Origin of the sequence: Heyndrickxia sp. FSL W8-0423 (assembly GCF_038009395.1) — a bacterium.
GTDB classification, from domain to species: Bacteria; Bacillota; Bacilli; order Bacillales; family Bacillaceae_C; genus Heyndrickxia; species Heyndrickxia sporothermodurans.
The window spans coordinates 3,910,412-3,931,568 of record NZ_JBBPBE010000001.1 but is presented as its reverse complement, the minus strand read 5'-3'; the positions used below and the strand labels follow the sequence as shown (position 1 = coordinate 3,931,568).

Here is a 21,157-nt window from a genome sequence, read left to right as displayed (position 1 = left end):
AGAAATTATGAGTCATTCAGTTATTTTTGAAAAAGTAACGAAGAAATATAAAATGTATAATAAGAACTCAGAAAAATTATTAGATATTATTTTTCCCGATGGCTACGGTGAAGATTTCTTTGCTTTGCAAAACATTAATTTTACAGCAGATCATGGGGACGTAATAGGTGTTATTGGGGTAAATGGCGCCGGAAAGTCGACCTTGTCGAATTTAATTACGGGTGTTATTCCTCCGACTTCCGGAACGATTGAAATTAAAGGGCAAGCATCGTTAATCGCCATTAATTCAGGATTGAACAATGAATTAACAGGTAGAGAAAACATTGAATTGAAGTGTTTAATGCTTGGTTTTAATAAAAAGGAAATTCGGGAGTTAATGCCGGAAATTATTGAGTTTGCGGATATCGGGAATTTTATTGATCAGCCGGTGAAAAAGTATTCAAGCGGGATGAAGTCTCGTTTAGGGTTTGCCATATCGGTCAATATTGATCCGGATATTTTAGTTATTGACGAAGCTTTATCGGTTGGGGATCAAACATTTACTGATAAGTGTTTGGACAAAATGAATGAGTTCAAAGAAAAAGGGAAAACAATCTTTTTTATTAGCCATTCAATTGGTCAAGTCAAAAAGTTTTGTCAAAAAGCGCTATGGCTTGAAGCTGGTGAGGTAAAAGAGTATGGAACGATTAAGGAAATTATTCCGCAGTATGAAAAATTCCTAAAAGAATTCAAAGCAATGTCCAAAGAGGAACAACGTAACTTTAAACAACTTGTCCTCGAAAAACGAAGCAAACTAAAGGAATATAGTTCATAATATTAGACCAAAAAGGGTTGTCTCACTTCTCAGACAACCCTTTTTATTTTTAATCCTACATTTGAATAAACGGTATTGTGAAAAATAAATTTTCGATTTTGAAATTGGTGTTCAATTTGATTTTTCGTAAGCTTCCTAATATTAATTTTCATATACTCATCATATCTTAAAAAGATGGAGTAGGTTGATGTGGGAAGCTTGTTTAAAAAATTCAAATCAATTTCTAATCTTCCGTAACCGGACTCGTCGATCATAACAGGTAGTGAATATTCCCGAAAAGCATTTTTTCCATCTTTAATAACTACTTCAGTTATTTTATCCCGTCTTTCTCCGTATACGAAAAAATTAAGTTTATATGTATCGTCAGTAAAATAGTCTTCCTTAAATTTAGCAAACAGAGGAATGCGAATATATTTGTGTTCATCTTCAAGTAATGGAGATATAATGTAGGGAAGATTATCCTTAATCAACACATCCTTAACTTTTTCCTTCTTATTCCATTCAAATAGCTTTTCAAGTTCTTTATAATTTTTTTGACGGAAAAGCTCATAAACCACTTTATTTATCGGCTGGAGAAAGTGATCAGAAAACTCGTATCTTAATCCTTTTGTCGTTTTTAAAACCTTGTTAAGTTTATAATAATAAACTCGCTTGAGCTTCGTTTTTTGAAAATGTGGTGTCGCAAAAAATCTTTCGATACAATCATATTCGTATAATCGATTTAAGATCATTTGCTCTTTTTCCAACTCGAGATTTTTGTTAATAATATAGTTTATAACTTTTAGGTTACATTCTGTTTTTTGCATAATATTTGTTTGATTTGTTAATCGTGTTTGTTGATTATCAAGTCGATTTAAATAATAAATCGGAGTTTTTGTTGTTGAAATTGTGTTGCAATGGGTTAAAACGTCGATGAAAAATTGTTTATCCTCCGCAAACTTCATTTCCGGAAATTGAATCTGATTTTCTTTTATTACGCTCGCTCTAATCATTCGTGCTCTTGGCCCTAAATGATGAAAGATATGGGGAATGGAAAATGGTGATACCGCTCTTCTTTCTTTACAAGATTCATGTTCTCCAATTATTTTCGTACCAGCCGAACGATATTGAATCGTTTTGCCAACGACATAATCACTTCCTGTTTCTTCTAAAATGTTATGTAGTGATTCTATGCCAGTAGGTTCAAGCCAATCATCTGCATCTAAAAAGGTGATGTATTTAGAAGTTGACAAATGAATGCCAATATTGCGCGGCTTACCTGGTGTTCCTGTATTACATTTTAAAAATACAACAATAATGTTATCGAATTTTGAAGAATAATCTAAGAGGATATCTCTTGAGGAATCAGTCGAACAATCATCAATTAGTATATATTCGATATTTTCGAATCCAATTGACTGATTAATTACGGAATCAATTGTTTTTCTTAAATGCTTTTCAGAATTATATACCGGGGTGATGACAGTAACTTTTGATGGTTTTGTTCTGTTTTCTAATTTGTTATCAACGATATGATAGCCTAAAGAATTATAGGTTATCGGGCGGTTTTTGTTTTTTACCTTGAACATAAATTTTCCCTCAACTTTACTTAGTTATTATTTAATTTTTATCATAAGGTTTTTGATTTATACAAATAATTGGAGGAAAGAGGTGGTTTACGTTATTTTTTAGCTGTTTAGCATTAACTCCATCTTAAGACTGATGAACGATTTAAGTGAATGTGTGAAAATAAAGCTAAATGAAACTTATCAAGTCCTTTAATCGTAAAAAGGATAAAGAATACGATCAGTTAACATAAAAAATTGGTGCAATTTTAATGTCAAATTACATTTAAATTGGAGGGGTTTTTCATGCAGGAAGAAAGAAAAAAAATTATTGGAATGGTAAAGGAAGGGAAGTTGTCAACAGAAGAGGCACTCATTTTATTAGACGCGTTAGAAAATAAAAGTGAAAAAGTACCCGAAACGAATCAGGCTCATCAGGAAAAATATCAAGAAAAACAGCAATACTCCAATGAGCAAACAGAGGATAACTACTCATCACAATTCAATGATGCAAAAGATAAAATTATGGATTTTGTGAATACAGCTTTCAAAAAAATAAAAGATATCGATTTGAATTTTAATCAATCTGTTGATATCCCTCATGTTTACCAACAAGCAAATGTGACATTAACCAATATTGATGTTGACGTTGCAAATGGTCATGTTGAAGTAAAAGCATGGGACCAACCAGATGTACGTGTAGAGTGCCAAGCAAGGGTATATCGCAAAGATAACCGCGATGAAGCGAGAGCTTTCTTTATTGACAATAGTTCATTTTATTTAGAAAACGGCTTGCTTCGTTTTTCAACTCAATCGAAGTGGATGAAAGTAGATACGATTGTTTACATTCCAAAAAATGATTATGAAAAAGTATCGATTCGTACATTTAATGGAAGTGTCACTGGAGAAGGTTTGTCAGGAGTTGATTTAAAAGCAAAGACAGCTAATGGTAAAATTGTTTTGAAAAACATGAAATCCGATAAATTAGACGCGGAAACAGTGAACGGCAAAGTTCTTGTAACTGACTCAACTGCCGGTCGTTTTTCAGCTGAAACAATGCATGGCAGCATTGATGTTGAAGGTGAATATGAAACAATTGATTTGCAAACATTAAATGGAAATTTAAGTTCTGTTTTAAACAATGAAATGACAGAAACACTTCATTTAAAAGCAGTTTCTGGTAACATCAATGTTTATCTTCCATCTGACGTAGGCATAGAGGGAGATTGTAAATCAAATTTAGGGAATGTCAAAATTACTCTTGAGAACATTGATGTAATTGAAGAGAAGAAGGAAATGGTCCAGAAACAAGTCAGATTTAAACGCAGTTCTTTGACTGAAAAACCTATCCACATTTTTGCTGAAACACGAACAGGTAATATTATTGTTCAAAATAATGAAAAGGTTGATAGTCGAAGCACCGAACCTGTTCATTCAGAAGGGCAGAATGAGCCTGTCCATTCAGAAGAAAAGAATGATAATGAAGGAGAAATAAAAGAATAGGTTATTAAATCGCATGTTCTAGGAATATCTTCATTTTTGTGCATAAACTATAAATAGAATACTCGTACTCTTAATTGTAAAGGTTGTTGTTAGATGAGATGGTTATTAGGTATATTAATTAATGCTTTACTATTTGTCGCCATGGCAGGGTATTTTGAGGGATTTGAAGTATCGAGCTTTGGTTCAGCTGTCGTTGCTAGTTTTATTTTATCCATATTAAATGTACTTGTACGCCCAATATTAATTATTTTAACGTTTCCGATTACCATTATTACATTAGGGATCTTTCTGTTTGTCATAAATGCTATTACATTAATGATGACTGACCGTTTGATGGGAGATGCTTTTAATTTTGAAGGCTTTGGCACTGCGTTTTTGGTAGCTATCATCATGTCAATAGCTAATCTCATTATCCAAAAAGCTGTTTTTTCTAATAATCGTGATGAATAAAGGACAGGAATAATTTCCTGTCCTTTATTTTTGGTGATATCTTTTACTTATCCTTCACGATCACAGGATCGTACCCCTTATCCTTTAATTCCTTTAACAGCCTTTCTGCATTTTTTTCTTCTGCAAAGGCACCAATTTGGACCCTATATAGCTCCTTTGGTTTTGCTTCTTTCTTCGGAGGTGTTGTTGCTTTCTTCTTTTTAAGCTTGTATTGATCAACAATACCTTTTACAATTGCTTCTGCACATGTTTTTTGATACGATTCTGAGCGGATTAGTTTGAGTTCGCTTTTATTCGTATAAAATCCACATTCGGTAAGAATGGCTGTCATATTCGTTTCTCGAAGCACATGAAAATCCGCTGTTTTAACTCCTCGGTCAGCAAGTCCGGTAGCGATGATCAGATTTTTTTGAACTTTATTTGCAAGAGCAACTGCTTCCTTCGGCTTTGTTAAATATACATACGTTTCAATGCCGTTTGCACTTGTCCAAGTTGTTCCGTAAGCATTTGCATGAATGGCTACGTAACAGTCGACCTTTAAGCGATTTGCTTTATCTGTCCTTTCCTTTAATGGAACATCTTCTTTTTTGGAGTGTGCGAAGTAAACCGAAACATTTTCATATGTTTCAAGTAATGCTTTCGCATGATCGGCTACAGAACTTGTAAATGAGAATTCTTTATAATTATCTGGACTTCTTTTTCCAGGAGTATTCGGTCCGTGACCCGCATCAAGCATAATCTTCAACATAATCTTCTCCTTTCATTATGTCTCACTTTCATAATATGAATTTCACTTCGTTTTCGGTACCCTTAGCAAATGAATGAGGTATTTGGGGTGGTCTTAAATAGTGGTAAAATGCTAAAATAAAGAAAGTTTAATATTCCAGACTGATGAAAATAGTCATAGTCGGTTTTAAGGGAGGATGCCAATTTGGCAAAGGTTCGTATAGAGGATATAATTAAAAAATTTAATTTAGAATTAATTAGTGGTGAGGAAGGGATCCATCGACCAATTACAACGAGTGATATTTCACGTCCAGGGTTAGAGTTGGCTGGTTTTTTTAATTATTATCCGGCTGATAGAATCCAGCTGTTAGGGATGACAGAAATTACTTTTTGTGAGCGATTGGATCCAACTGAACGAAAAATTCGTTTAGAAAAACTTTGTAATGATATTACGCCGGGAATCATTATTTCAAGGGAAATGGATGTCCCGGAAGAATTAATAGAGGCGTCAGAGGAGTACTCTATTCCCCTCATGCGTACAAAAATGAAGACGACACGGTTTTCCAGCCATTTAACGAATTATCTAGAGTTTAAGCTAGCTCCAACTACAGCTGTTCATGGAGTCCTAGTTGATATTTACGGTGTAGGCGTTTTAATCACTGGGAAAAGCGGTGTCGGTAAAAGTGAAGCCGCTTTAGAACTTGTGAAACGGGGACATCGTCTTGTAGCGGATGATTGTGTGGAAATTCGCCAAGAAGATACCGATACGCTTGTTGGTAATGCCCCTGATTTAATTGAACATTTGCTTGAAATTCGCGGATTAGGAATTATTAATGTCATGACTTTGTTTGGAGCAGGTGCTGTTAGAAGTCATAAACGAATTACTTTAGTTGTTGATCTTGAATTATGGGATCAGAGTAAGCACTATGATCGCCTTGGCCTTGACGAAGAAAAAATGAAAATCATTGATACGGAATTAACTAAGCTGACAATCCCTGTTCGACCGGGAAGAAACTTAGCGATTATTATTGAGGTGGCAGCTATGAATTTCCGATTAAAACGAATGGGTGTAAATGCCGCCCAACAATTTACCGATCGTTTGGCAGATGTCATTATTGATGAAGGTGATCGGGAAGAAATGTAGAATTTACATAGAAGAGGGAAGGAGTTAAATACATATGGAATCAAACATTACACCTTTGAATCCGATTGCCTTTAAATTAGGAGGGCTTGAGGTTCATTGGTATGGAATAATTATTGGAGTAGGTATTGCTCTTGGTTTGTACCTGGTAATGAAAGAATCCGAGAGACTTGGTCTTAATAAAGATTTGTTTGCCGATCTGTTAATCTGGGCGATTCCAATTTCAATTATTTGCGCCCGTATTTATTACGTAATATTTGAATGGAATAATTATTATTCAACACACCCGCAAGACATTATTAAAATTTGGAACGGCGGAATTGCCATCCATGGTGCATTAATTGGCGCGATCATTACAACGATTATTTTTTCACGGTTAAAAAAGGTTTCATTCTGGAAATTAGCGGATATTGCAGCGCCAAGTATTATTCTCGGACAAGCAATTGGTCGCTGGGGAAATTTCATGAACCAAGAAGCCCATGGCGGTGAGGTGAGTCGTTCATTTCTAGAAAATCTCCATTTACCTGATTTTATTATTAATCAAATGTATATTGATGGAACATACTACCAGCCAACATTTTTATATGAATCAATTTGGAATATTGTTGGGTTTATCATACTTATTTTATTGAGAAGAGTGAATTTGCGAAGAGGGGAACTTTTCTTAAGCTATATTATTTGGTATTCAATCGGTCGTTTCTTTGTAGAAGGTTTAAGGACGGACAGTTTAATGCTTACGAGCAATTTAAGAATGGCACAAGTGATTTCGATTGCTTTAGTTGCCATTGCGATCGTTCTTTGGATTATTCGTAAAGTAACTGGAATGGCGAAAGAACGCTATCGTGAGTAGAACAAATGATGGGGAGAAATGAAAAATGGTTCAGTCTTTAAAAATAGGGATATGGTCAGGTTTAAAAACAACGTGGACATTGGGGAAAATAATTTTTCCTGTTACTTTAATTGTAGCCGTTTTACAATATACGCCCGTGTTACCGTGGATAATTAAACTTATCTCGCCTTTAATGGGGATTTTCGGTTTATCAGGGGATGCAGCCATTCCTATTGTGCTTGGTAACTTTCTAAACTTATACGCAGGGATCGCAGGAATTCTTTCGGTGGATCTTTCGGTAAAAGAGGTGTTTACGATCGCAGTTATGCTTTCATTTGCACACAATCTTTTAATCGAATCAAGTGTAGCAGTTAAGGTGGGCGTGAAGGTTTGGGTGATGATTCTTGTCAGGGTAGGATTAGCCATTTTGTCAGCTCTTTTTATTAATCTTGTTTGGCATGGTGGACATGAAACGGCCCAGTACGGAATGATTGCCCCACAGGATGAACAATTGTCCGGAATATGGGCAATTGCTTGGCATGCAGTTGAAAAGGCTGCATTAGGCGTTTATCAGTTAGCGATTATCGTTATTCCGTTAATGGTTGGGATTCAGATTTTAAAAGATTTAAAAGTTTTACAATGGTTTTCGCGAATGATGGCACCATTTACCCGAATTCTTGGAATGAAAGAAAACACATCTACTACTCTAGCCGCCGGATTATTATTTGGTTTAGCCTACGGTGCCGGAGTGATGATTCAAGCGGTAAAAGAAGATGGCGTAAGTAAAAAAGACGTGACATTAGCATTTATATTTCTAGTAGGTTGTCACGCGGTAGTAGAAGATACGTTAATTTTTGTCCCGTTAGGAATTCCTGTTTTACCATTGTTATTCATTCGGCTGTTTACGGCCATTCTATTAACCCTGATCGTCGGATTTATTTGGGATCGTAGGGAAATTGCAAAAAATAATATTCAAAATGCATTTGAAAGGTAGTTGGAGGAAAGATTCCCCCGTTAACAATTCAACTACGGGAACCCCTTTTTTATACATAAATAGAAAGGAAGAGCTCTATTATGACTAATAAAATCGTAGGGATACATGTTTAATGCGTAATACTAGTCGTCACCCTGTTTCGGGTGCTAATTCCTTGTGGCATGTGTATAAGACTGTCCCATTTTGGAAGGTAGTCAAAAACTTTCTAGTGATTCAACTCGCTAGATATACCCCATTTCTATCGATGAAAAATTGGCTATACCGTACATTTTTAAAAATGAAAGTTGGGGACAAAACATCTTTCGCTCTGATGGTCATGCTGGATGTTATGTTTCCGGAAAAAATTTCTGTCGGTGAGAATTCGGTTATCGGTTATAATACAACAATTCTTGCTCACGAGTATTTAATTAAAGAATATCGTCTAGGAGAAGTAAAAATTGGCAGTGAAGTAATGATTGGAGCAAATACAACAATCCTACCCGGTGTCGAAATTGGGGATGGAGCAATTGTTTCAGCGGGTACACTCGTTCATAAGGACGTACCTGCCGGAGCATTCGTTGGTGGTAATCCAATGCGAATAATCTATACGAAAGAGGAAATGGAAAAACGCAAGTAAAGAAGATTCTATCCCCCTAATTTTTTTAAGGGGGTTTTTTCTTGTTGTATAAGCTTTATGAAGGGTTGCCTCTTTAATATACAATGTTTGACTGTTAATCATTGTTCGTTTATATGTTATACTACAGAAGTTAACTATGTACGATTTGTGAGGGACTTTCATGGCAAAAGACTCAAAGGTAAGACAAGAAAATGGAGTAGTCTTGTCGTTCATACCTACTGGAGAATATTATTTTAATAAAGGAATAAATGCTTTTCATCGTCATGATTTGACAGGCGCAAGGAAATACCTTGAACGTGCAATTCAACTGGAACCATATGAACCGATGATTGCTTGTCAACTTGGCTTAGTATATATGCAATTAGAACAATACCAAGAATCTAATGATCTCTTTAATCGAATTCTTGAGGAACTTGATCCGAGTATGACCGAGTGTCTTTATTTTTTGGCGAATAATTTTGCTGAACTTGGATTATTTAGTGAGGCGAAAAACTATGCAACTTCATATCTCGATACAGATCCATACGGTGAGTTTATAGAGGATGCGGAAGATTTGCTTTATATTGTTGGGATGGAAGAAGATGGCGAGGATGACTTTCCAATCAAGGATGAGTTGATTTTAAAACAAGATAAAGCAAGACAACTCCTTGAATCAGGTAATTTTGAAAAAGCAGTAGAAATTCTCACTAATGTAATCGAAGAGTTTCCTGACTTTTGGTCTGCATATAACAACCTAGCACTAGGATATTTCTATTTAGGTGACATGGATAAAGCAGCATCCGTATTAGACGAACTCCTCGTTAAAAATCCCGGTAATCTGCATGGCATATGCAATTTAGCTGTATTTCTTTATCACCAACGACGTGATCAAGAACTGCAAGTTTTACTTGAAGGATTGGAAAAAGTCAAGCCACTATTGATTGAACATAAATATAAATTAGGTGCTACCTTTGCATTAATAGGGAGATACAAGCAAGCTTATATGTGGCTGAATAAATTAAAAAAGTATGGATTTGAAGGGGATTCCAGTTATTATTATTGGTTGGCACAATCAGCATATTATACCGGGCACGAACAAACGGCGAAAAATGCGTGGAAGCAATTATTAGAGCTTAATCCTGAAAAAGAAGGACAGGAACCATGGAATGATAAAAATATGCAAGGCGTAGGATTTGAAGACGATGTAACTTCGACACTCAAAAAACTGCGTAGTGATTATATGGAGGAACGATTGTTTGGGATTTTCATCCTATCAAAGTCAACTCGTAAAGATGAAATGGTTTCACATCCTGATTTTAAATCGCTAGATGAATTTTCACTCACAGAAAAGGTTTATTTAGCAAATGTACTTGATGCGGATTTAAAAAAACAGTTTGATCCGAATGGGATTATTTCAAGGGCACATCAAGTGGCGGATATTTTATATGAAAAGCATCATCCGATCGACGCCGCTTCGTCTGGCCTATTTCTAATGTGGTTTTCCGTTTTCTTGGAAGGCGTGAAAAATGGGCAAGAATTTACAAACTTGCGCGGATTTGCCGCTGCAACGGAATATCTATGGAATAAATTAAAGCATGAGAAAAAATCTCAGGCAGAAATATCTAAAACCTATGAAATTTCAAACTCAACCTTGCAAAAATACACAAAAATTGTCCTCCAATATTGCAAGTAAGCATATATTTGGACGGAACTGACTTTGTCTTATAGGATAGAGGTAGTTAGGGAATGCTTATAGCATTAAATAGATTGAAAAGTTGCTGACTAGTAAAGATTCTTTTCTAAAAGAATGTTGCTTTTTCTGTATTAATACGGAGTGGATTGGAGCGAAAGGAGCTTGACTCCAGCGGGACATAGAGGAAAAGTCGAGACCCCGCAGGGCGAATGCCCGAGGAGTTAGAAAAGTAGAGGCGGCTTGCTTATCGACGTACGAACTGGAGGGCAGCGACTGAGATAAAGGAATCACGATGAACCCAAAGGGTGAATCGATGATGACTTATCGTAGGGAGGTGACCGGAAGTTCGCTAGTCGATAGCCGCCGGAACTAGACAGACTCGACTTCTCACCGCGAAAAAGCAAGCTCCTGCAGCGGAAAGAAACGGACTATGTTATTTCCAAAAAAACAATCTATACGATAACGATTATTTTTGACATTTGCTAAGGAGTGTTGAGTATGTCAGAGGAAAAAATTTATGATGTCATCATTATAGGTGCAGGTCCAGCAGGAATGACTGCAGCCGTCTATACATCACGTGCCAATTTATCAACATTAATGATTGAACGTGGAATCCCGGGTGGTCAAATGGCCAATACCGAGGAAGTAGAAAATTATCCAGGGTATGATCACATTCTCGGACCTGATCTTTCAAATAAAATGTTTGAACATGCGAAAAAATTTGGTGCAGAATACGCTTACGGTGATATTAAAGAGATTGTTGATGGGGAAGAATACAAAACAATCAAAGCGGGCGCAAAGGAATATAAAGCCAGAGCGATTATTCTCGCAACTGGAGCGGAATATAAAAAAATTGGTGTTCCCGGTGAAAAAGAATTAGGTGGACGCGGCGTTTCTTATTGTGCTGTCTGTGACGGTGCATTCTTCAAAGGCAAAGAATTAGTTGTCGTTGGTGGCGGTGATTCTGCAGTTGAAGAAGGAGTTTATTTAACACGTTTTGCAAGCAAAGTAACAATTATTCACAGACGTGATCAGCTTCGTGCCCAAAAAATTCTTCAAGACCGTGCCTTTTCTAACGAGAAAGTTGATTTTATTTGGAATCATACAATTAAAGAAATACACGAAGAGAATGGTAAGGTTGGTTCTGTTACTCTTATTTCAACCGAAAATGGCGAGGAAACGGAATTTAAAACGGATGGTGTATTTATCTATATAGGAATGGTTCCACTAACAAAGCCATTCCAAAATTTAGGGATTACTAACGAAGCTGGCTATATTGTAACCGACGAAAATATGGTTACAAAAGTTCCTGGAATCTTTGCAGCGGGGGATGTACGTGAAAAGACATTACGCCAAATCGTCACTGCAACAGGTGATGGAAGTATTGCAGCTCAAAATGCTCAAATCTATGTAGAAGAACTAAAAGAAAAGCTTCACGTGTAACGAATGTCAATCGGTGTTGACTGAACTTTTTCTTAGGAATATAACCTTAACTAAAAAGTCATTGTTTTGTAACGCTCTTGAAATAAACATTCGGTATGATATAAGTAGTTGAAATTGACCCCCTTTTTTTATAAGATCCCTTGTTAGCATAGGCTCAATGCCTATGCTTTTTTTTGCTTTTAACCCCCTTTGTTCTCGATTTTTACTCACTAACATGGAATGTTTTGTCTTTCATTGTTTGAAACCTTTAAAAATAGTATAATTAAGTGACTTATATAAGAAATTTACTTTTTTACCCTACTGAGGTGATGCCGATGCAACGAGTAACTAATAATGTGTATATAAAAGAAGATAAGGTGTTGCTTTTACAAAAACCGAGTAGAAACTGGTGGGTTGCTCCTGGTGGAAAAATGGAACAGGGGGAATCTGTTCGTGAATCAGTCATTCGTGAATTTCGCGAAGAAACGGGAATATATATTAAACAACCACTACTTAAAGGTGTTTTTACTTTCAATATAAAAGACGGCAAAGACATCATTTCGGAATGGATGATGTTTTCGTTTAAGTCAACTGAAGGAGATGGCCAACCTCTGCAATACTCCGAGGAAGGCATTCTAAAATGGCATCCTATTAAGGAAATAAACAAATTGCCAATGGCAGCGGGCGATTATCATATATTGGATTATGTGATCCACGGGAATGGGATCATTTATGGGAATTTTACCTATACACCGGAATTTGAATTACTATCGTATCGATTAGATCCTAGTTAATTACATAGACACGGTATTGGAAACTAATTTTAGGAGGAGAAAGAATGAGCACAGGTGCAAATAATGTTCAATTAGTGATCATTACTGGAATGTCTGGTGCTGGTAAGACCGTTGCAATTCAAAGCTTTGAAGATCTCGGCTTTTTTTGTGTAGATAATTTACCTCCTACACTGCTTCCGAAGTTTTTGGAACTAATGAAAGACGCGACCAACAAAATGAATAAAGTGGCACTCGTTATGGATTTGCGAGGAAGGGAATTTTTTGAGCACTTATTCAAGGCTTTGGATGATCTAACCGAAACTTCCTGGGTATCTCCGCGTATTCTCTTTTTAGATGCCGATGATTCAGTATTAGTGCGCCGGTATAAGGAAACAAGACGAATGCATCCATTATCTCCGTCCGGCTTACCGCTAGAAGGAATCCGTCAAGAGCGAATGCTTCTGGAAGAGCTTAAAGGACGGGCGCAAATAATTTTTAATACATCAGAATTAAAGCCGAAAGAGTTGCGGGAAAAAATTCTAGAAGAGTTCTCAATAAATAAACAATCGATATTCACCGTCAATGTTATGTCGTTTGGATTTAAACATGGGATTCCAATAGATGCGGATTTAGTGTTCGATGTCCGTTTTCTTCCTAATCCTTTCTATATTGAAAATATGCGTCCAAAAACAGGTCTTGACCAAGAGGTTTATGACTATGTTTTAAAATGGAACGAAACGAATAAATTTCTTGAAAAGGTTATAGACTTATTAGCCTTTATGCTTCCTCATTATAAGCGTGAAGGAAAAAGTCAATTAATCATTGCGATAGGCTGTACAGGTGGACAACATCGTTCCGTAGCGTTAACAGAATATATTGGACAATATTTTAAAAATGATTATCATACTAGAATTACACATCGTGATATTAAAAAAAGGAAGGTAACAACAACATGAGCATAGAAAAAAAGCCGCGGATCGTCATTATCGGCGGCGGGACTGGATTACCTGTATTATTAAGAGGGATTAAAAAATATCCGGTTGATATTACAGCAATTGTAACAGTAGCAGATGATGGAGGAAGTTCAGGACGAATCCGAGATGAAATGGATATTCCCTCACCAGGTGATATTAGAAATGTCATGGCAGCACTTTCGGAGGTGGAACCGTTAATTGAACAAATGTTTCAACACCGCTTTAAGACATCGAATGAGCTCGCAGGACATTCGTTAGGAAATTTAATTATTGCAGCTTTAACTTCAATTACCGGTGATTTTGTTCATGCTATACAAGAAATGAGCAGAGTGTTAAATGTGCGAGGCAAGGTGCTTCCGGCTGCTAATCAGAGTGTCGTTCTCCATGCAGAAATGGAAGATGGGACAATTGTCTCCGGTGAGTCAAAAATACCTTTTTCCGGGAAGAAAATTAAACGCGTTTTTCTGACTCCCGAAGTCATCCATCCTATGCCAGAAACCATTCGCGCTATTCGAAAAGCAGATTTAATCGTTGTTGGACCGGGGAGCTTATATACAAGTATTTTACCTAATTTACTCGTTCCAGAATTAGGTAAAGAGGTATGTAATGCCAAAGCAAGAAAGGTATATATTTGTAACTTAATGACACAAGCAGGTGAAACATTAGATTTCACTGCAAGTGATCATGTGAAAGCGATTTATGATCATATGGATTGTTCGTTTATTGATACGATACTCGTAAATAATGAGGAAATTCCGGCAAATATACAGGAGAAATACAAAGAAGAGCTTGCCAAACCTGTAGTCTATGACGTCGAAAAATTAGTAGCACTTGGGATTGATGTCATCTATGATAAATTCGTCACTTATCATGATGGAGTCATCCGTCATGATACCGAAAAGGTTGCTAAAATACTTTACTCATTACTTGATCAGCCTTTAATGAATGTAGATTCTAAATAAAGAAGCTCGGGGATTAATTATAATTTCCATTACCTACATTTTATATGAAAAGCTTCTCCCCTTTTATTTGGTAGTCAAATCGATGATTGCTAAAAAAGAATAGGGAAAGGAGGTATGAAGAATGTCATTTGCTTCGGAAACAAAAAAAGAGCTCACAAATTTACAAATTAAAGATTGTTGTGCACGAGCAGAATTATCTGCTCTTATTCGTATGAACGGTTCATTGTCTTTTTCAAATAAAATCTTGGTCGTAAACGTTCAAACCGAAAATGCAGCAATCGCCAGAAGAATTTATACATTAATTAAAAGGATTTATGACACTCCTGTTGAATTATTAGTTAGAAAGAAAATGCGTCTAAAGAAAAATAATGTGTATATTGTTAGATTGAGAACAAAGGCAAAGGAAATTTTAGAGGATCTTGATATTTTAGGTGAGGGATTTACATTTATTCATCATATTTCACCTGCATTGATTAAGAAAAAGTGTTGTAAACGGTCTTATTTGCGGGGAGCCTTTCTTGCAGGGGGATCAGTGAACAATCCGGAAACTTCATCCTATCATTTGGAGATTTTTTCACTATATAAAGAACATAATGATTCGTTGTGTGAACTTATGAATTTCTTTCACTTGAATAGCAAAACATTAGAACGAAAAAAAGGGTTTATTACGTATTTGAAAGAAGCGGAAAAAATTACCGAATACTTAAATGTAATTGGCGCCCATAATGCACTTCTTCGCTTTGAGGACGTAAGAATTGTAAGAGATATGAGAAATTCAGTCAATCGCTTAGTCAATTGTGAAACGGCAAATTTAAATAAAACGATCGGTGCAGCATTAAGACAAGTAGAAAACATTCGGTATATTGATGAAACGGTTGGGCTGCAAATTCTTCCGGATAAGTTAAGGGAAATTGCGGAATTGCGTGTGGCGTATCAAGATGTCACCTTAAAGGAATTAGGGGAAATGGTTTCATCCGGTAATATAAGCAAGTCGGGCATTAATCATCGTTTGCGAAAAATCGACGAAATTGCTGATAAGTTGCGAGCAGGAGAAATAGATAAAAATTCAATGGCAAAATAAATAATTTGAAGCTGAATAAAAAGGGGGATAAAGAATAAATGATAGAAAGACAAGTTGAAGTTAAACTAAAAACCGGATTACAGGCACGCCCGGCAGCATTGTTCGTTCAGGAGGCCCATCGATTTTCTTCAGAGATTTTTCTTGAAAAAGATGGGAAAAAGGTAAACGCCAAAAGCATTATGGGATTAATGAGTCTTGCAGCTGGTGTGGGCTCAACGATTAGCTTAAGCGCAGATGGTCCTGATGAAACAGAAGCTTTAGACACGTTAGCTAAATTTATTGAAAATGAATAAAAGAAAAAGAACTGTCACTTGTACAGTTCTTTTTCGCTTTAATTTACTTTTTTTCTTCTGAACGTGTAATAATTTGATCAATTAAACCATATTCTTTTGCTTTTTCAGCTGTCATGAAATTATCGCGATCAGTGTCTCTTTCAATGACTTCTAGAGGTTGGCCTGTACGTTCAGCTAGTATTTTATTTAATTTTTCACGTAAGAATAAAATACGTTTAGCAGCAATTTCAATTTCAGTCGCTTGACCTTGCGCACCTCCAAGTGGTTGGTGAATCATTACTTCACTATTTGGAAGGGCATAGCGTTTTCCTTTTTCACCGGCAGCTAGTAAAAAAGCACCCATAGATGCTGCCATACCTGTACAAATTGTTGATACATCGGATTTGATAAATTGCATTGTATCATAGATAGCCATACCAGCTGTGATACTGCCACCAGGGCTGTTAATATAAAGGGAAATGTCCTTACCTGGGTTTTCAGCATCTAAAAATAATAGTTGAGCAACAATCGAGTTTGCTACATTATCATCGATTGCACTACCAAGCATAATGATACGGTCTTTAAGCAAGCGTGAATAAATATCATATGCACGTTCACCACGATTTGTTTGTTCAATAACTGTAGGAATTAAGTTCATACTTGTTCCTCCTTTTTGATTGGCTCGGCGAATGGTTGCCGAGATTTTTATCAAATTTTTATTCAAAGGAAAATAAATCCTTATGTAATGTTATCATACACTGATGGTCAATAAAGGTCAAACAAATCACTTTCTATTTATAAAATTTTTTCTTCTTTTGATTACACTTTAATCATAGTATCCAAAATAAATGGTTTTTAAACTTTTTCGTAAATGGTTAGTTTTTTGTTGTTTTCGTTGAACGTTCCTTTCCGCTCCAGGGTGCTCGCTTTCCGCGGGGCGGGGGCGGTGAGCCTCCTCATCGCTTCGCTCCCCGCGGTGTCTCACCTGTCTAGCTCCAGCGCCTAGCCCCTCGAGGTCAAATAACCTTCGACAAATGAAGTTAAAGAGCAAACTTCATTTGTCGAAGGTTATTTGCTTGTCGGGGCTGACCAAGGCGCTTCCGCTTTTCTTACTGTCCCGCTGATCCCGCAGGAGTCTCGCCCCCTTCCGATCCAATCCACTCTGTGCTTTCAATATGTTATTAAAGTAAAAACTAAAGAAAAAACAGCTAATAAAAAACCTCTTGTTCTATTAGAACAAGAGGTGGGTACGCCCTCGGAGGGAATCGAACCCCCATTTTAAGAACCGGAATCTTACGTGCTATCCGTTGCACCACGAGGGCATTTTATAAACCGTACGATAAAAAATTATATCCTATAACACTTGAAATTGCAATAAATAATATGAAAACAAAAAGTTATGAATATATATATATGTACGGATACTTGAATGTAAGGTAAAATGTAATTGAAAGGCAAAGGGGTGAGATTTAATTGGATTTAAAATTTGGCTTATACCAACAACAAACCTTAAAATTGTCTATGACGCAAGAATTGAAACAGGCAATCGAACTTCTCCAATATTCTACACAAGAATTGACCTCTTTTTTGGAAGCGAAAGCGACTGAAAATCCTCTTATTCAATTAGAAAATACGAATATAAAATATATAGATATACGTAACGATGGATCGAAAAAAAGTAGGTCGAAAGTTAAAGAACGGGACGACAAGCAATGGATAGATCAAATATCCCAAACGTCAATGAGCCTTCAGGATTATCTATTTATTCAAATCTCTTTGAAAACGCTATCAAAAGATGAAAAAAGAATGCTTACTCAGCTTATTTATAATCTTGATGCAAATGGATATTTAACGATTTCGCTTGAGGAGGCAGCGCAGATTTGCGGTTTGACAATCGAAATGGCGGATCAGTGTCTTAAATTAATCCATAATTTAGAACCAGCAGGAGTAGGAGCACGTAACCTTAAAGAATGTTTATTGCTCCAAATTAATCGAAAAGCGGATTGCCCACAAATTGTAAAGGATATTGTAGTAAACTATTTTAATGAATTTGCGGAGAAAAAATGGAAAGTTATTTCACATGAACTTGACGTTCAAATGAATGAAATTCAAAAGGCAGCAGATTATATTAAAAAACTTGAACCTCGGCCTGGTTCAGCTTATCATAAAGAACAGCCGCAATATATTGTACCGGATTTAATTGTAACGATAGAAAATGATAATATTGAAGTTAGTCTTTTTCAAAAACATCTACCTAATGTGCAATTTCAAAAGGATTATTATACGAAAATGTCTGCATATAAAGATCAACAAGTAAAACACTTTTTGAAAGAGAAAACAAAAGATTATCAGTGGATCATGAAAAGCCTTCAACAACGAAATGAAACACTTTTAAAAGTAGGAATGGCGATTATCGAAAAGCAGTTTGATTTCTTTTTAAAAGGACCGGCGTATTTAAAACCGTTAACGATGAAAGAAGTGTCTCAGGAAATTGGCATACATGAATCTACTGTAAGTCGGGCCGTTCGAGAAAAATATATTCAAACACCGTTTGGGACTTATGAATTAAGATACTTTTTTTCTGCCGGCTTAATGAAAACGACGGGGGAAGAAGAAGAGCAAGCATCCGCATTTCAAGTGAAGACGATGATCGCAAATTTCATTGAGAAGGAAAATAAATTAAAACCGCTATCTGACCAGTTAATCGTTGATAAATTAAAGAACCACGGAATCGTTGTATCAAGAAGAACGATTGCAAAATATCGTGAACAATTGAAGATACCTTCTTCTGCAAAGCGGAAACGGTATGGATAATAGTAAGGAGCGTTTATATGGAAGTAATTTTTTATACAAGAGAGAAATGTCAACTTTGTAAGGAAGCAAAGGAAGTATTAAAAATTCTTCAAAGTGACTATGATTTTGAATTAATAGAGAAAAATATTGACGATAGTGATGAGCTGACAGAAAAATACGGCTTAATGATACCAGTCATTGAAATGAATAAAGATATCATTCAATATGGACAAATTGATTATTATACATTAAGTAAACGATTGCAAAAAAAAGTTGATCCATCATAGTTGAATTTCTATATTTACCCTGCTAAAATAGAAAATGTAGCAAGGGTAATTTTTTTTATTGCTAATGGGACATAATATGTCTACGCGGGACGTAATACGACCAGAAGAACTGAAGGGATTAATTCTATGTATTCTTTAATTGAGCTTCAAAAGAAATTATTACCTGACATGCTTTTAATTATGCAAAAGAGATACCAAATTCTTCGTTCTATTCGATTTATGGAGCCTGTTGGTAGAAGAACTTTGGCACAAGCACTTGGTCTATCAGAACGCATATTGCGTAGTGAAGTTGAATTTTTAAATGACCAAAAGTTAATCACGATTAAAACAAGTGGTATGACTATTTCTCAGCAAGGCCTATCCGTTTTACAAGGTTTGGAAGGAATAATGAGAGATGTATCGGGTATTAATGAAATGGAAGAGCGATTAAAAAAGGAATTAAATCTTCAAGAAGTAGTAATCGTTCCCGGAGATAGCGATGAAACGCCATGGGTTAAACAAGAACTAGGAAGAGCTTGTGCAAAAAGAATGAAAAAGCGCTTAGTTGGGGAAAATATCATCGCAGTAGCTGGCGGAACGACGATGGCGGCTGTAGCTGATATGCTGACATTTGATTTTATTGGGAATACCAATACGCTGTTCGTCCCGGCAAGAGGCGGGATAGGTGAAGATGTCAAAAACGAAGCGAATTCCATTTGTGCAAAAATGGCTGAAAATACCGGCTGCAAACATCGTGTTCTATATGTACCTGATCAAGTAAGTAAAGAGGTTTATGACTCCTTTGTCAAAGAACCTATTATTAAAGAGGTTTTAAGTTTAATTAAGAAAGCCAACATGGTTTTACATGGTATTGGGGATGCTAACGTAATGGCGGAGCGCCGTAATACGAAGGAAGAAGATATGAAAATCATTCAGGATGGACATGCGGTAGGGGAGGCTTTTGGTTATTATTTTAATGAAGCCGGAGAGGTAGTACATAAAGTTCCTACTGTTGGATTGAAACTTGATGATTTTTCTCATATCGAGCATGTTCTTGCGGTTGCAGGCGGATCTTCAAAAGCAAAAGCAATAAAGGCTTGCATGAAAAGTGCTACTAATTCAACCGTGTTAATTACTGATGAAGGTGCCGCAAAAAAAATATTAAGCTAGTAGTTAAGTTATTCTTTTTCAAAAGAATTTACTTTTGAAATTAAATAAATAATTAAGTGAACTTAAGGAGGAAATTATAAATGACTGTAAAAGTTGGTATTAATGGTTTTGGACGTATTGGACGTAATGTATTTCGCGCTGCTTTAAATAATCCTGATGTAGAAGTAGTTGCTGTAAATGATTTAACAGATGCAAACATGCTTGCACATCTTTTGAAATATGATACTGTTCACGGAACTCTTGAACAAGATGTAACAGTAGACGGTGATAGCCTAGTTGTTGGCGGTCATAAAGTGAAAGTTCTAGCTGAACGTGAACCAGCACAACTTGGCTGGGGAGATCTTGGAGTAGATATCGTTGTAGAATCTACTGGTCGCTTCACAAAACGTGCAGATGCTGCTAAACATTTAGAAGCTGGTGCGAAAAAAGTAATTATCTCTGCTCCTGCAACAGATGAAGATATTACAATCGTTATGGGTGTTAACGAAGATAAATATGATGCAGCAAATCATAATGTGATCTCTAATGCATCTTGTACAACAAACTGCTTAGCTCCATTTGCTAAAGTTTTAAACGAAAAATTTGGTATCAAACGTGGTATGATGACAACTGTTCACTCTTACACAAATGACCAACAAATTCTTGATTTACCACATAAAGACTACCGTCGTGCTCGTGCAGCTGCAGAAAACATGATTCCTACAACAACTGGTGCTGCTAAAGCTGTTGCGTTAGTATTACCTGAATTAAAAGGAAAACTAAATGGTATGGCTATGCGTGTACCAACTTCAAACGTTTCTATCGTTGACTTAGTTGCAGAACTTGATAAAGATGTAACTGTTGAAGAAGTAAACGCAGCTTTAAAAGAAGCAGCTGAAGGTGAATTAAAAGGAATTTTAGCATACAGTGATCTTCCACTTGTATCACGCGATTATAATGGTGCTAAAGTTTCTTCAACTGTTGATGCGTTATCAACAATGGTTCTTGAAAACAACATGGTAAAAGTACTTTCTTGGTATGACAATGAAACTGGCTATTCTAACCGTGTAGTTGACTTAGCTGCATATATTGCAAAAAAAGGTTTGTAATCTTTTAAATAACGTAAACTAATGGTATATTTTTCTTGAACCATTTCTATTATGTCTAGCTACAGTG

Annotated in this window: 21 protein-coding genes and 1 tRNA gene; 18 read left to right on the top strand and 4 right to left on the bottom strand. The window is 36.1% G+C overall.

Translation table 11 applies throughout. From position 1 onward, the window contains the following. Window positions 1–7 precede the first annotated feature (7 nt). Window positions 8–814, top strand: a complete 807-nt coding sequence (gene tagH / locus MKY81_RS20170) for a teichoic acids export ABC transporter ATP-binding subunit TagH (protein WP_341118625.1) — start codon at window positions 8–10, stop codon at window positions 812–814. A gap of 29 nt (window positions 815–843) precedes the next feature. Here the strand turns inward: tagH and MKY81_RS20165 are convergent, their stop codons facing one another. Continuing rightward, window positions 844–2,382, bottom strand: a complete 1,539-nt coding sequence (locus MKY81_RS20165; RefSeq protein ID WP_341118624.1) for a glycosyltransferase family 2 protein — start codon at window positions 2,380–2,382, stop codon at window positions 844–846. Window positions 2,383–2,664: 282 nt separating this feature from the next. Here MKY81_RS20165 and MKY81_RS20160 point away from each other — a divergent pair, with 282 nt between their 5' ends. Beyond that, the gene (locus tag MKY81_RS20160; RefSeq protein ID WP_108070003.1) at window positions 2,665–3,861 is read left to right on the top strand and encodes a DUF4097 family beta strand repeat-containing protein; all 1,197 of its coding nucleotides are present in this window, start codon (window positions 2,665–2,667) and stop codon (window positions 3,859–3,861) included. 93 nt (window positions 3,862–3,954) lie between these two features. Beyond that, the gene (locus MKY81_RS20155) at window positions 3,955–4,311 is read left to right on the top strand and encodes a phage holin family protein (protein WP_108070001.1); all 357 of its coding nucleotides are present in this window, start codon (window positions 3,955–3,957) and stop codon (window positions 4,309–4,311) included. Between the two features lie 43 nt (window positions 4,312–4,354). On the opposite strand, the gene MKY81_RS20150 is transcribed toward MKY81_RS20155, so the two are convergent. Beyond that, window positions 4,355–5,059 (bottom strand): N-acetylmuramoyl-L-alanine amidase, encoded by a 705-nt coding sequence (locus MKY81_RS20150; RefSeq protein ID WP_341118621.1) that lies wholly within the window; start codon window positions 5,057–5,059, stop codon window positions 4,355–4,357. 183 nt (window positions 5,060–5,242) lie between these two features. On the opposite strand from MKY81_RS20150, the gene hprK reads away from it, so the two are divergent. From hprK to MKY81_RS20095, 11 genes are all read left to right on the top strand, one after another. After that, window positions 5,243–6,181: an HPr(Ser) kinase/phosphatase gene (hprK, locus tag MKY81_RS20145; protein ID WP_066230353.1), complete on the top strand. Its 939-nt coding sequence runs from the start codon at window positions 5,243–5,245 to the stop codon at window positions 6,179–6,181. Window positions 6,182–6,215: 34 nt separating this feature from the next. After that, on the top strand, window positions 6,216–7,028 hold the full coding sequence (lgt, locus tag MKY81_RS20140; protein WP_108069999.1) for a prolipoprotein diacylglyceryl transferase: 813 nt from the start codon (window positions 6,216–6,218) through the stop codon (window positions 7,026–7,028). A gap of 25 nt (window positions 7,029–7,053) precedes the next feature. Then, on the top strand, window positions 7,054–8,001 hold the full coding sequence (locus MKY81_RS20135) for a nucleoside recognition domain-containing protein (protein ID WP_341118620.1): 948 nt from the start codon (window positions 7,054–7,056) through the stop codon (window positions 7,999–8,001). Between the two features lie 112 nt (window positions 8,002–8,113). Continuing rightward, complete coding sequence (locus MKY81_RS20130) at window positions 8,114–8,617, top strand: acyltransferase (RefSeq protein ID WP_066230361.1); 504 nt, start codon at window positions 8,114–8,116, stop codon at window positions 8,615–8,617. A gap of 160 nt (window positions 8,618–8,777) precedes the next feature. Further along, window positions 8,778–10,289, top strand: coding sequence for a tetratricopeptide repeat protein (locus MKY81_RS20125; protein ID WP_341118619.1), 1,512 nt, complete (start codon window positions 8,778–8,780; stop codon window positions 10,287–10,289). A 498-nt stretch (window positions 10,290–10,787) separates the two neighbouring features. Then, window positions 10,788–11,732: a thioredoxin-disulfide reductase gene (gene trxB, locus MKY81_RS20120; protein ID WP_066230366.1), complete on the top strand. Its 945-nt coding sequence runs from the start codon at window positions 10,788–10,790 to the stop codon at window positions 11,730–11,732. Between the two features lie 314 nt (window positions 11,733–12,046). After that, window positions 12,047–12,505, top strand: a complete 459-nt coding sequence (locus MKY81_RS20115; RefSeq protein WP_066230369.1) for an 8-oxo-dGTP diphosphatase — start codon at window positions 12,047–12,049, stop codon at window positions 12,503–12,505. Window positions 12,506–12,549: 44 nt separating this feature from the next. Then, a complete protein-coding gene (gene rapZ, locus MKY81_RS20110; RefSeq protein ID WP_341118618.1) occupies window positions 12,550–13,440 on the top strand; it encodes an RNase adapter RapZ in 891 nt (296 codons plus the stop codon). Beyond that, a complete protein-coding gene (locus MKY81_RS20105; RefSeq protein ID WP_280523945.1) occupies window positions 13,437–14,420 on the top strand; it encodes a gluconeogenesis factor YvcK family protein in 984 nt (327 codons plus the stop codon). The genes rapZ and MKY81_RS20105 overlap by 4 nt, the downstream gene beginning before the upstream one ends. A gap of 121 nt (window positions 14,421–14,541) precedes the next feature. Next, window positions 14,542–15,501, top strand: coding sequence for a DNA-binding protein WhiA (whiA, locus tag MKY81_RS20100; RefSeq protein ID WP_107920643.1), 960 nt, complete (start codon window positions 14,542–14,544; stop codon window positions 15,499–15,501). A gap of 38 nt (window positions 15,502–15,539) precedes the next feature. After that, window positions 15,540–15,794: an HPr family phosphocarrier protein gene (locus MKY81_RS20095; protein WP_066230377.1), complete on the top strand. Its 255-nt coding sequence runs from the start codon at window positions 15,540–15,542 to the stop codon at window positions 15,792–15,794. 43 nt (window positions 15,795–15,837) lie between these two features. Here the strand turns inward: MKY81_RS20095 and clpP are convergent, their stop codons facing one another. Together clpP and MKY81_RS20085 are read right to left on the bottom strand one after the other, a co-directional pair. Then, window positions 15,838–16,464 (bottom strand): ATP-dependent Clp endopeptidase proteolytic subunit ClpP, encoded by a 627-nt coding sequence (gene clpP, locus MKY81_RS20090; protein ID WP_268766454.1) that lies wholly within the window; start codon window positions 16,462–16,464, stop codon window positions 15,838–15,840. A 559-nt stretch (window positions 16,465–17,023) separates the two neighbouring features. Further along, window positions 17,024–17,095 (bottom strand) — tRNA-Arg (locus tag MKY81_RS20085). Window positions 17,096–17,246: 151 nt separating this feature from the next. Between MKY81_RS20085 and rpoN the strand changes: the two genes are divergently transcribed. The 4 genes from rpoN to gap all read left to right on the top strand — a co-directional run bounded on the left by rpoN (window position 17,247) and on the right by gap (window position 21,090). After that, window positions 17,247–18,587 (top strand): RNA polymerase factor sigma-54, encoded by a 1,341-nt coding sequence (gene rpoN, locus MKY81_RS20080; protein WP_066230382.1) that lies wholly within the window; start codon window positions 17,247–17,249, stop codon window positions 18,585–18,587. Between the two features lie 17 nt (window positions 18,588–18,604). Beyond that, a complete protein-coding gene (locus MKY81_RS20075; protein ID WP_325947562.1) occupies window positions 18,605–18,853 on the top strand; it encodes a glutaredoxin family protein in 249 nt (82 codons plus the stop codon). A 126-nt stretch (window positions 18,854–18,979) separates the two neighbouring features. Beyond that, the gene (locus MKY81_RS20070) at window positions 18,980–20,002 is read left to right on the top strand and encodes a sugar-binding transcriptional regulator (protein WP_066230388.1); all 1,023 of its coding nucleotides are present in this window, start codon (window positions 18,980–18,982) and stop codon (window positions 20,000–20,002) included. An 80-nt stretch (window positions 20,003–20,082) separates the two neighbouring features. After that, window positions 20,083–21,090, top strand: coding sequence for a type I glyceraldehyde-3-phosphate dehydrogenase (gap, locus tag MKY81_RS20065; RefSeq protein WP_066230391.1), 1,008 nt, complete (start codon window positions 20,083–20,085; stop codon window positions 21,088–21,090). Window positions 21,091–21,157 lie beyond the last annotated feature (67 nt).